Here is an 11,988-nt window from a genome sequence, read left to right as displayed (position 1 = left end):
TAGTGGCGACAGGGGCGGAGCCTGCCGCCCGAGAAGGAGGACCCTGCCATGCATCCGCCCCACCGTCTCCTGCAGTCCGCCCTGGCCCTGCTGTGCTCGGCAACCTTGCTTGGCTCCGCCGAGGCGGCCCTGCAGCCATTGGACGACAGCGAACTCGCCGAGATCAGCGGGCAGGCGCTGATCAATCTCGACGCCCTGACCTTCGCTGGCTTCGAATACACCCGGATCAACTTCGGCACCGACATCGACCTGCTGCTCAATGTCGACGAGCTGCGGCTGGGCAACTATGCACGTTCCGATGCCGGTACCGTGTCGGAGCGGCCGGCTGACATCTGGATCGACAACTTCGCCCTGGGCCGCATCGACGATGCCAACTCCGCCAGCGCCAGCGTGGTGCCCTTCCAGATCCGCGATCCCTACCTCGAACTCGCCTTCAAGACCAACGCCGACGGAGCGCGCGAAGTGGCCGGTATTCGCCTTGGCTTCGGCCGTGCCCGCGGCGACCTGTCCGGCGACATGCACGCGCTGACGGGCGTGATGCAGGGGCTGGTCACCGGTTCGGCGTCCACTGCCCGCGAGTACTACATGCAGCAGAACAACCTCAACGCCTTCACCTGCACCTTCGACTTCAACTGCCTGGCGCTCAGCATGGCCGGCAATTCCGAGATATTCAGCCAGGTCGAGCTGGTCAAGGCGGGCAGCGGAGAAACCGGCATCGACGGCCTGCCAATCAACCGTGCGACCCATATCGGCGTGCCCAAGGGCGAGTCCTTCCATACCGACAACACCCTGCTAGAGCCGCTTTTGCCGCTGATCGCCTCCAACAACGGTGACTGCAAGGCGTCCGGCCTGCCGGCCTGTTTCGCCCTGCTCAACTACCAGAGCATCTTCGTCGGCGACCGCACCCAGACCGATCTGGACATTGGCGGTGCCCGCGGCATCTTCTTCTCGCTGCAGAACCAGAACGTGCCCTGGCAGGACCTGGCGTCCAGCACCGGCGCCTTCATCCCTACCCAGAGCGGGGCCTTCGCCAACTTCGCCAAGACAGGTTCGGGAGCGCAGGCCATCTATCCGTTCATCGTGTCGCTTTACGAGGCCCTCAACGGCGCGGCGAGGGTGCCCACCTGCATGGGCGGCCAGGCGAAGGGCTGCTGAGATGAGGGCGCGCGCGTGCAGTACGCTCCTGCTGCTGGCCCTGCCTGCCCTGGCGACCGCCATGCAGGCGCTGGATGACGGCGAGCTGAGCCAGGTCAGCGGAGCGGGGGTGGGCTTCTTTCTCGATCAGTTCTACTACGACCAGGGCAGCGCCACCGCCCAGCTGAGCGGCATCAAGGACAGCCAGGGCAACCCGTTGACGGTCGACTTCGAGCGCAGCTACGTCAAGGGCGAAGGCAGTCAGCGGGGCACCCTCGACAGCCCGGCGCAGCTGGGCACGCCGCTGCATCCGTTCAGTCTGCGGGTAGGCGGTACGGAGCTGGCGCCGACCCTGCCCGGCGGCACCCAGGCCCTGCAGTTGCGAACGCCGAGCTGGAGCGATCCGCTCAACGACACCCACCAGTACGGCCTGTGGGCCTACTACCAGGGCTGCCTTTACGGCGAGCCGGGTTGCACCGATCCGACTCTGGCGCAAACCGCCATCGACCAGGAGCTCGGCGGTCTCGAGGCGCGGCGCGACGAGATCCTGGCGCGCTACCAGAGTGTCGGCTTCCTGACCCTGCAAAGCGGTATCGAGCAGGACATGCAGGTGGTCAACCAGCGCCGCGCCCTGGTCAACCAGGAGACCAGCGAGGTGCAGAGCGCCTACGGCACCATGGAGACCCGCTATGCGGCGGCGCCGGCAACCGCCGACCTGATTTGGCCGAAGCCGGATTTCGGCGAGAAGTACGGCTGTGGCGATGTCTGTATCAACAGCGCGGCGCGCGCCTATAACAGCTCGGTGGATGCCTACCAGACCCAGCTCGACGAGCTTGCCGCGGCGCAGAAGTCCCTGGCCGAGGCCTGGAACGTCGAGCGTCACGGCTACACCCTCGACCAGCGGGTCACCGACTTCGACGAATTCAGCGGTCTGTGTGGTGTGCCCGGCGCCGAGTCGCCGAGCTGCGTCCTCGGCCGCATCCAGAAAACCAAGGACAACCGCACTGTGCTGACACTGGTCGCCACCACCCTTCAGGCAGGCGGCACGCGGGCCAAGGGACTGGATGTCGGTATCGAGGCGACGTTCAGCCTGCCCAGCGTCGCCTACAGCACGGATGGCAACGGCGATATCGTCAAAGGTGCCACGACCACTCGCAGTGATTTCTTCTCCATCAACCTCGAAGGCTTCACCCTCAATGGCGCCTACCTCAGCATCTGGGGCGACAGCGGCGGCCTGCAAGGGGAGGCCAGCCTGCAGATGTACGCCGACAAGCTGGTGATCGGCGGCTGCCGCGACTGTACCGACGCCAGGCGTGCGGTGGCGAAGAACCTGTACTTCGACATCAACCTCGGCCACGCCGGCCTGCAGCCGTTGAACCTGGCGGTGCAGGCCGACGGCGAACTGCGCCTGTTCCTGCCAGCCGTTACCTGGGCTAATCACCAGGCCTTCTACCAGCAGGTGCCGAAGAGCAACATCAGCATCGGCAACCTGAGCCTGGGCGGAGTGGACCTGGGCTCCCAGGTGGTGCGCGGCATGCGCCTGGACTACCTGAACCTGCGCTCGGTCAACCTGCCACGATGAAAAGGAGCACGCACATGCCGATCAGGCCGCTATGCCTCGCCTTGCTGTTCGCCGCCTGGCCCGCCGCGGCCGAGCTGCAACCGCTGCTGGAGGAAGAACTGCAGCAGGTCAGCGGCCAGGCGGGCCTGAGCGTCAGCGCCGAGCTGAACTTCGCCGCCAATCCGGCGCTGACCCGCTGTCCCGGCGGCTGTGGTGCGCGCCTGGCGATCCGGCCGGGCAACAGCGAGGGGTTCGTGGTGCTGGACAATATCCGCGGCATGTTCAGCTTCGAAGGACTGACCCTCGATATGGTTCGCCTCGACAGCGGTTTCGACGGTGACGGTGCGGCCTTCAATTCGGGGGCCATGCGCATCGGCCTGAGCGACGTGCGCTTTGACGACTTCCAGTTCACCCTCGGCGGTTCCAACAGCGCCACCTCGGACGCCGCAGGTTTCCGCCAGACCGACCTGTTGACCTATCGCAGCCACGGCCAGACCCGTCTGCAGGGCAATCTGTACCTGATCGGCCTGCCGTGAGCGCGGCGCGACCGTTGTTTCACGTCGTCGCGCATGCGCCTGTCATATAGCCTGAGCCATCCTTCCGTCCGATCCGTCGGTGAAGTTCCGGCACGACCGCCTAGGCCCTGCAGGGGCAACCGGTAATCGCCCGTTGTACAAAAAATCTCCAATGCCCTTTCGATATTTGTCGGTAATCGGCACAATTCGCCTCCACTTTTTCCGGGGGGCCGCGAGGCACCCCTTGGCCGACCTTGCTGGGGCGACGAGATGATCCAGACGCCGTACTACCTCATCGACAAACAGAAGCTGCTGGTCAACCTGGAGAAGATCGCCTACGTACGCGAGAACTCCGGGGCCAAGGCGCTGCTGGCGCTGAAATGCTTCGCCACCTGGTCGGTGTTCGACCTGATGCAGCAGTACATGGACGGCACCACGTCCAGCTCGCTGTACGAGCTCAAGCTCGGCCGGCAGAAGTTCGCCGGCGAGACCCATGCCTACAGCGTGGCCTGGGCCGACGACGAGATCGAAGAGATGGTCGCCAACTGCGACAAGATCATCTTCAACTCCATCGGCCAGCTCGAGCGCTTCGCCGAGCGTACCGAGGGCACCATCCGCGGCCTGCGGGTCAACCCGCAGGTAAGCAGCTCCGACTACCTGCTGGCCGACCCGGCGCGCCCGTTCAGCCGCCTCGGCGAGTGGGACCCGGAAAAGATCGCCAAAGTCATGGGCCAGATCAGCGGCTTCATGTTCCACAACAACTGCGAGAACGCCAGCTTCGAGCTGTTCGACCAGATGCTGACCCGCATCGAGGAGCGTTTCGGCCACCTGATCGCCCAGGTCGAATGGGTCAGCCTCGGCGGCGGCATCCATTTCACCGGCGAGGGTTACCCGCTCGATGCTTTCTGCGCGCGGCTGAAGGCCTTCTCGGAAAAATACGGTGTGCAGGTCTACCTGGAGCCGGGCGAAGCGGCGATCACCCTGAGCGCCTCGCTGGAGGTGACCGTGCTCGACACCCTTTACAACGGCAAGCACCTGGCGGTGGTCGACAGCTCCATCGAAGCGCACATGCTCGACCTGCTGATCTACCGCCTCAACGCCAAGATGGCACCCTCAGGCGGCGAACATACCTACATGGTGTGCGGCAAGAGCTGCCTGGCCGGCGACATCTTCGGCGAATACCAATTCGATCGTCCGCTGGCCATCGGCGACCGACTGTCGTTCATCGACGCGGCAGGCTACACCATGGTCAAGAAGAACTGGTTCAACGGCCTGAAAATGCCGTCCATCGTGGTGAAGCAACTCGACGGTAGCGTCGAGGTGGTTCGTGAGTTTGACTTTAACGATTACCTGTCCAGCCTCTCCTGAGGCCGCAGTACAAGGGGGTGAAACAATTGAAGAAGAACGTTCTTATCATTGGTGCAGGAGGTGTCGCCAAGGTGGTGGCCCATAAGTGCGCGCAGCACAACGACGAACTCGGTCGTATTGCCATCGCGTCACGCAACATCTCCAAATGCCAGGCCATCATCGACAGCGTGCACGCCAAGGGCAGCCTCAAGCAGGCCGGCGAGATCAAGGCATACGCGCTGAACGCTCTGGACGTGGAAGCGACCAAGGCATTGATCCTTGAGACCGAATCGCAGATCGTCATCAACGTCGGTTCGGCGTTCCTCAACATGTCCGTGCTGCGCGCCTGCATCGACACCGGCGTGGCCTACCTGGACACCGCCATCCACGAAGACCCGAGCAAGATCTGCGAAACCCCGCCGTGGTACGGCAACTACGAGTGGAAGCACCTGGCCGAATGCCAGGAGAAGGGCGTGACCGCCATCCTTGGTGTCGGCTTCGACCCGGGCGTGGTCAATTCCTATGCCGCCCTGGCGCAGCAACAGTACTTCGACAAGATCGAGTCGATCGACATCCTCGACGTCAACGCCGGTTCGCACGGCAAGTACTTCGCCACCAATTTCGACCCGGAAATCAATTTCCGCGAATTCACCGGCACGGTCTGGAGCTGGCAGAACAGCCAGTGGACTGCCAACAGCATGTTCGAAGTCAAGCGCACCGACGATCTGCCGGTGGTTGGCGAGCAGAACCTGTACCTGACCGGCCATGACGAGGTGCACTCGCTGTCCAAGCACCTCGACGTGCCGAACGTCCGTTTCTGGATGAGCTTCGGCGATCACTACATCAACGTCTTCACCGTGCTGAAGAACCTCGGCCTGCTCTCCGAGCAGCCGGTCAAGACCGCCGAAGGCCTCGAGGTCGTACCGCTCAAGGTGGTCAAGGCCGTGCTGCCCGACCCCGCCTCGCTGGCGCCGGGCTACAGCGGCAAGACCTGCATCGGCGATCTGGTAAAGGGCACGAAAGACGGTAAGCAGACTGAGCTGTTTATCTACAACGTCGCCGACCACGCCGAAGCCTTCGCCGAGACCGACAGCCAGGGCATCTCCTACACCGCCGGCGTGCCGCCGGTCGCCGCCGCCCTGCTGGTGGCGCGTGGCGAGTGGGATGCGCAGCGCATGGTCAACGTCGAACAGCTGCCGGCCGAGCCGTTCCTCAAACTGCTGGACGTGATGGGCCTGCCCACCCGGATCAGGGACGAGCACGGCGACCGTCCCTGGGATCAGCCGCTCTGATCGGCTGCGCCTGGCGCACAGGATCGGCAAACGCCCGCCATGTTGGCGGGCGTTTTGTTTTCCGCTCCGGCCATCGCCCGCACTGCCCTTGGTGGATGTAGAAAAGCGATATCCACCCGCTGCACGCGTCGCGCTTCCCGCCCCGCCCATTTCACGCGACAATCGGCCGATTACAGACGCCCCCACGAAGGGCACCCCGGCAGCCGTGAGGAAACCCCTATGAGCAGCAACGATCGCGTCATCATCTTCGACACCACCCTGCGCGATGGCGAGCAGAGCCCCGGCGCGTCCATGACCGGTGAAGAGAAGCTGCGCATCGCCAAGGCCCTGGAGCGCCTGCGCGTCGATGTGATCGAGGCCGGCTTCGCCATCGCCAGCCCGGGGGACTTCGCCGCGGTCAAGGCGATCGCCGACAACATCAAGGACAGCACCGTGTGCAGCCTGTCGCGCGCGGTGGACGCCGACATCGAGCGTGCCGCCGAAGCGCTCAAGGGCGCCAACAGCGGGCGTATCCACACCTTCATCGCCACCAGCCCGATCCATATGCAGTACAAGCTGCGCATGCAGCCGGACGACGTGGTGGCGCAGGCCGTGCGCGCGGTGAAGAAGGCGCGCAACCTGTGCAGCGACGTGGAGTTCTCCTGCGAGGACGCCGGTCGCTCGGAGATCGACTTCCTCTGCCGCATCATCGAGGCGGCGATCGACGCCGGCGCGCGTACCATCAACATCCCCGACACCGTCGGCTACGCCATCCCGCACCAGTACGCCGAGACCATCCGCCAGTTGCTCGAGCGCATTCCCAACGCCGACCAGGCGATCTTCTCGGTGCACTGCCACAACGACCTGGGCCTGGCCGTGGCCAACTCCCTGGCCGCCGTGGTCGCCGGCGCGCGCCAGGTCGAGTGCACCATCAACGGCCTCGGCGAGCGGGCCGGCAACGCCGCGCTGGAGGAGATCGTCATGGCGATCAAGACCCGCCAGGACCTGCTCGGCGTCTACACCAACATCGACACCCCGCACATCCTCAGCACCTCGCGCATGGTCTCCGGCATCACCGGCTTCCCGGTGCAGCCGAACAAGGCCATAGTCGGCGCCAACGCCTTCGCCCACGAGTCCGGCATCCACCAGGACGGCGTGCTCAAGCACCGCGAGACCTACGAGATCATGTCGGCCCAGTCGGTGGGCTGGAACACCAACAAGATGGTGATGGGCAAGCACTCCGGACGCGCCGCCTTCCGCTCGCGCCTGGACGAGCTGGGCATCGTCCTGGCCGGCGAGGCCGAGCTGAACGCCGCCTTCGCCCGCTTCAAGGAACTGGCCGACAAGAAGCACGAGATTTTCGACGAGGACCTGCAGGCGCTGGTCTCCGACACCCTGGCCGAGGAAGCGCCGGAGCACTACAAGCTGGTCACCTTGGAAGTGGCGAGCAAGACCGGCGAGGTGCCGCAGGCGCAGGTCGTGGTCAGTGTCGAAGGTCGCGAGCAGCCCGCCAGTGCCCAGGGCTCCGGCCCGGTGGATGCCACCTTCAAGGCCATCGAGGCCATCGCCGCCTCCGAGGCCAGCCTACTGCTGTATTCGGTCAACGCCATCACCCAGGGCACCGATTCGCAGGGCGAGGTCACCGTGCGCCTGGAGAAGGGCGGGCGCATCGTCAACGGCAATGGCGCCGACACCGATATCCTGGTGGCCTCGGCCAAGGCCTATATCAACGCGCTGAACCTGATGCAGGTCGGGCAGAAGGCGCATCCGCAAGTGGAGGGCGTGTGATCCCCGAGCTCCGTCGGCGCGCCTACCTGGGCGCCATGCAGGTGGCCAGCTGGCTGCCGCGCACCGTATTGCCCTTCGCCGCGCCGTCGCGGCCGGAGCTGCTGGAGCCGCCGCAGGCGGAGGCAGCGGCCGAGACGCCGGTCGAGCCGGTCGCTACCGCCCCGGCGGTGGCCCGCGAAACGCCGCCAGCGCCGGCTGCCGAGCGGCCGAAGATCGAGGTGCCGCGCCTCGGCGCCCAGCCGCGCCAGGCCGCCGCGGTGGTCGAGGAGGTTGCGCCGGTGGAGGAAAAGCCGGCCCGCGTCGCCGCGCCGCCGCCGCGTTTCGCCCTGCAGCTGCTGCGCGCCGGCGACTGCGCGCTGCTGGTCGAGCTGCCTACCGGCCAGCCGTTCCAGAGCCGCGACCCGGCCTACATCCTGCTCAAGGACCTGCTGCGCGCCGCCGGCCTGCCGGACAGCCCGCAACTGCTCGGCGAGCCGGTGCGCTGGCCGCTGCTGGTGCGCGGCAACCTGGATCAGGGCCCGGAGGCGGCGCTCGAGTTCGTGCAGAGCTTCGTCGCCGCGCGCCTGGAGGAGCAGCCCAGCGCCTGCCTGTGGCTGGTCGGTCTGCCGGCCATCCGCTTCGCCGGCGAGGGCGATGCACAGAGCTACAACCGCGAGCTGCAGGTCGACGGCCTCGGCGCCTGCTGGGCATTGCCGGGCCTGGAGCTGCTGATGGAAGAGCCGGCGCGCAAGCGCGAGCTGTGGCGGGCCATGCAGCGTGTGCGCCAGCGCTGGCTGGCCTGATACGATCAGCTGCGCGTCGGCCCTGCTGCGTTGAAAACAGCCTGGGACGCCAGCCCGGTCGGAAGCCGTTTGCGGCTAACACGCGAGCGCAGCGAGTAATGCTCATGTACAAAAGTACAGTCGCCCGCGACTCCGACCGTTCCTCACCTGTTTTTGCGGGGCCGCTATCGGTATTGCATGGCTCTAGCTCGCAAGATCGTGAATATTTCCGAGTACCCCAATGAGCGATGCGATTTCCTTCCGCCCGATGACCGAGGCGGATCTCGATGCCGTGCTGAAGATCGAATACGCCGCCTTCAGCCACCCCTGGACCCGCGGCATCTTCACCGACAGCCTCAGGTCCTACCAGTGCTGGCTGATGTTCGAGGGCGGCCAGCAGGTCGGTCACGGCGTGATCAACCTGATCCTCGACGAAGCGCATCTGCTCAACATCACCATCAAGCCGGAAAGCCAGGGCCGCGGCCTCGGCCTGCGCCTGCTCGAACACCTGATGCAGCAAGCCCATGAGCTGGGCGGCCGTGAGTGCTTCCTCGAAGTGCGTGCCAGCAACCAGAGCGCCTACCGCCTGTACGAGCGCTACGGCTTCAACGAAGTCGGCCGGCGCCGCGATTACTACCCGGCGGTGGGCGGGCGCGAGGATGCGCTGGTGATGGCCTGCACCCTGGTCGATTGAGGTTGTTGGCGTAGGGTGGATCACGCTTTACCGATCCATCGCTGTGGTGAATGTGAAAAGCGACATCCCCCCTACGCGCTGATTTGCCCTACATCGGCGTATGGATCGGTGCGCCAATGGTTGTTGGTCCTCTGGTCACCCCGGATGGCCATCGACCCGCGCCCGGCACAGCAGCGGCGCGTAGTGGACGACGAACAGGGCGAAGGCCAGCCCCCAGCAGAGGGCCGCCAGCCACAGCCAGTTGCCGCCCGCAGCCACCCGGATCAAGGCGCCCAGGTTGAGCACGGCAAAGGCCCAGGCCATGGCCTTGGGCGGCTGCAGCGGCCGCCCGGTATGGCCGAGGCTGACCCGCGCCATCATCGCCAGAACCAGCCCGCCCAGGGCGCCGACCGCCAGCGCATGGCTGGCCGGGCTGTGCTGCGCCAGCCAACCCAGGTGCCAGGCGGCCATGCCGAGGGTGGCGACCAGCAGCCAGGCGTAGGCCAGGTGCAGCGACCACAGCAGCGGCACGTTCCAGATGCCCGGCAGGTGCCAGCGCCACAGGCGCAGGCCGTGCAGCGCCGCCAGCAGGGCGAAGGGCAGCGCCAGCCAGGGCTGCGGCTGCAGGTTGTGGCCGCTGGCGAACAGCGCGGCGACCAGCAGACCGCCAGCCAGCAGCAGCCGATCCCGCCAGGGCTGGGCGGCGAAGGCCTCGACCCGGCCCAGGCCGCGCTGGGTGAAGAAGGGAATCACCCGTCCGCCGATCAGGCTCAGCAGCACCGCGATCAACCACAGCGCCGCCAGGGCGCCGCGCCGTTGCAGCGCGTCGTCGCCCAGGGCCAGGCCGGCGAGGGTCAGGCCCTGGCACAGGCCGAGCAGGCTCAGCACCAGCAGGATGGGGTAGTTGTTGCGCTGGCGGGCGGCGATCAGCTGGCGCGCCAGCTGCGCGATCAGCAGGGCGACAAAGGCCAGCTGGGCGGCGATCAGCACCCCCAACGCCAGCGGTAGGAACCAGACCAGCCGTGCCGCCAGCCACAGGGCGAACAGCGCGATCAGTGGCCGCCCGCTCAAGCCCGGGCGGCCGGTCCAGGTCTGCACCGCGGTGAGCAGGAAGCCGGCGATGATCGCCAGGGCGAAGCCGAACGGCATCTCGTGGCGGTGCCAGGCGAGCAGGCCGCCGGGCACCTGCGGCGCGCTGAGCAGCCCCTGCAGCACCGCGGCCCAGAGGGCGACGGCGAGCAGGGCCAGCAGCGCGCCGGCGAGAAAGAACGGGCGAAAGCCCAGGCGCCACAGCGGAGCAATCGCCAGTGCGCGGTTGCGATCAAACAGTTGCATGCTGCTGTTCCCCTCGCCGCAGGCCGTGCTGCGCCGCCAGACGCAGCACATAGCCGAGCTTGAGCAGGCCGGGGCCGATGATGGTCAGGCTATGCGCCAGCACCAGGCTGGCCAGGTTCAACCTGGACTCCAGGCCATAGGCCGCCAGCAGACCGAGCAGCAGCAGGCCGAGACCGGCCAGCAGCAGTTGGCTGGACAGACGCAGCAACTGCTGCGGGGCGAGCGGGAACATGATGCACCTCCGGATTGATCAGCTATCCAGCGCCGCGGCCGGGCCGAAGAACTCGTAATGGCTCTGCTCGGGCGGCACGCCCAGCGCCTGCAGGTGGTGCTTGACCTGGGCCATGAAGGGCTTCGGACCGAGGAAGTAGGCGTCCAGGTCGCGCTCGGCGGGCAGCCATTGCTCCAGCAGCTCGCGGCTGAGGAAACCCTCGGCGTCGGCCGCATCGCCCGCGCGCGGTTCGCTGTAACAGACGTAGTGGCGGATCTGCGGATGCTCGGCGGCCTGCGCCTCGACCCAGTCGCGGAAGGCATGCACCTCGCCGTGGCGGGCGCAGTGGATGAAGTGGATCGGTCGCCCCGAGTGGCGTGCAGCATCGAGCATGCTCAGTGCCGGGGTGATGCCGACGCCGGCGCTGATCAGCGCCAGCGGCTTGTCCGAGTCGCGCAGGACGAACTCGCCGGCCGGCGGGAACAGCTCCAGCTGGTCGCCGACCTGGACCTTGTCGTGCAGGTGGTTGGACACCCGGCCGCCGGTCTCGCGCTTGACGCTGATGCGGTACTCGCGGCCATTGGCCGGCGCCGACAGCGAGTAGTTGCGGCGCACTTCCTCGCCGTCCAGCAGCAGGCGCAGACCGATGTACTGGCCGGGCTGGAAGTCGAGCAGGGCGCCGCCGTCGGCCGGCTGCAGGTAGAAGGAGGTGATCTCGGCGCTCTCGGCCACCTTGCGCGTCACCCGGAAGGCCCGTGCGCCGCGCCAGCCGCCGGGCGCCGCGGCGTTCTGCGCGTACTGGCTCTCCTCGGCGCCGATGAGGATATCGGCCAGTTGCTGGTAGGCCACGGCCCAGGCCTCGATCACCGCGTCGGTGGCGATCTCGGCGCCGAGCACCTCGCGGATCGCGCGCAGCAGGCAGCCGCCGACGATGGGGTAGTGCTCGGGCAGAATCTGTAGCGACACATGCTTGTTGACGATCTGCGCCACCAGCGGGCCGAGGGCTTCGAGGCGGTCGATATGCTTGGCGTACATCAGCACGCCATTGGCCAGGGCGCGCGGCTGGTCGCCGCTGGCCTGGTGCGCCTGGTTGAACAGCGGGCGTACCTCGGGGAACTCGCCGAGCATCAGGCCGTAGAAGTGGGTGGTCAGCGCCTCACCGCCGCTTTCCAGCAGCGGCACGGTGGCTTTGATCAGGTCGCGTTGGGCGTTGGACAGCATAGAGCATCTCCGCAAGGCATGTAGAAAGTACCGGTCCGGCTCGTCTGGCCAGACCTGGCGTGCTAGCGTTAGCGTCAGTTGCCTCTCATAAATCGTGCCATTTAATTTCTCTTTGAAATTCAATTGGTTGAGTATTTCGCTGTAAAAATGACTCGTGGCTGGAATGAGTCA

General features: G+C 66.4%; 11 protein-coding genes. 8 read left to right on the top strand and 3 right to left on the bottom strand.

Going from position 1 to position 11,988, the window contains the following annotated elements; translation table 11 throughout:
* Positions 1-48 precede the first annotated feature (48 nt).
* The 8 genes from ACUTAF_RS16230 (at position 49) to rimI (ending at position 9,071) form a co-directional block, all read left to right on the top strand.
* Positions 49-1,155, top strand: a complete 1,107-nt coding sequence (locus tag ACUTAF_RS16230; RefSeq protein ID WP_445580928.1) for a hypothetical protein — start codon at positions 49-51, stop codon at positions 1,153-1,155.
* 1 nt (position 1,156) lies between these two features.
* Complete coding sequence (locus tag ACUTAF_RS16225) at positions 1,157-2,716, top strand: hypothetical protein (RefSeq protein WP_445580927.1); 1,560 nt, start codon at positions 1,157-1,159, stop codon at positions 2,714-2,716.
* 14 nt (positions 2,717-2,730) lie between these two features.
* The gene (locus tag ACUTAF_RS16220) at positions 2,731-3,231 is read left to right on the top strand and encodes a DUF6160 family protein (protein ID WP_445580926.1); all 501 of its coding nucleotides are present in this window, start codon (positions 2,731-2,733) and stop codon (positions 3,229-3,231) included.
* Positions 3,232-3,480: 249 nt separating this feature from the next.
* Complete coding sequence (locus ACUTAF_RS16215) at positions 3,481-4,578, top strand: carboxynorspermidine decarboxylase (protein WP_445580925.1); 1,098 nt, start codon at positions 3,481-3,483, stop codon at positions 4,576-4,578.
* A 26-nt stretch (positions 4,579-4,604) separates the two neighbouring features.
* On the top strand, positions 4,605-5,849 hold the full coding sequence (locus tag ACUTAF_RS16210) for a saccharopine dehydrogenase family protein (protein ID WP_445580924.1): 1,245 nt from the start codon (positions 4,605-4,607) through the stop codon (positions 5,847-5,849).
* A 219-nt stretch (positions 5,850-6,068) separates the two neighbouring features.
* The gene (locus tag ACUTAF_RS16205) at positions 6,069-7,616 is read left to right on the top strand and encodes a 2-isopropylmalate synthase (protein WP_445580923.1); all 1,548 of its coding nucleotides are present in this window, start codon (positions 6,069-6,071) and stop codon (positions 7,614-7,616) included.
* A complete protein-coding gene (locus ACUTAF_RS16200; RefSeq protein ID WP_445580922.1) occupies positions 7,613-8,398 on the top strand; it encodes an energy transducer TonB in 786 nt (261 codons plus the stop codon). The genes ACUTAF_RS16205 and ACUTAF_RS16200 overlap by 4 nt, the downstream gene beginning before the upstream one ends.
* Before the next feature lie 220 nt (positions 8,399-8,618).
* Positions 8,619-9,071, top strand: a complete 453-nt coding sequence (rimI, locus tag ACUTAF_RS16195) for a ribosomal protein S18-alanine N-acetyltransferase (RefSeq protein WP_445580921.1) — start codon at positions 8,619-8,621, stop codon at positions 9,069-9,071.
* A gap of 135 nt (positions 9,072-9,206) precedes the next feature.
* Here rimI and ACUTAF_RS16190 read toward each other — a convergent pair whose 3' ends face one another.
* The 3 genes from ACUTAF_RS16190 to hmpA are packed head-to-tail and all read right to left on the bottom strand — an operon-like array spanning position 9,207 to position 11,817.
* Positions 9,207-10,385, bottom strand: coding sequence for an NnrS family protein (locus ACUTAF_RS16190; protein ID WP_445580920.1), 1,179 nt, complete (start codon positions 10,383-10,385; stop codon positions 9,207-9,209).
* A complete protein-coding gene (locus tag ACUTAF_RS16185) occupies positions 10,372-10,617 on the bottom strand; it encodes a transmembrane sensor/regulator PpyR (RefSeq protein ID WP_445580919.1) in 246 nt (81 codons plus the stop codon). The genes ACUTAF_RS16190 and ACUTAF_RS16185 overlap by 14 nt, the downstream gene beginning before the upstream one ends.
* 18 nt (positions 10,618-10,635) lie before the next feature.
* Positions 10,636-11,817 (bottom strand): NO-inducible flavohemoprotein, encoded by a 1,182-nt coding sequence (gene hmpA / locus ACUTAF_RS16180; protein ID WP_445580918.1) that lies wholly within the window; start codon positions 11,815-11,817, stop codon positions 10,636-10,638.
* Between the last annotated feature and the right edge of the window lie 171 nt (positions 11,818-11,988).

This window comes from Pseudomonas sp. SP16.1 (assembly GCF_052682975.1).
The sequence above is the reverse complement of the archived record's forward strand: the minus strand, read 5'-3'. Positions and strand labels throughout refer to the sequence as shown.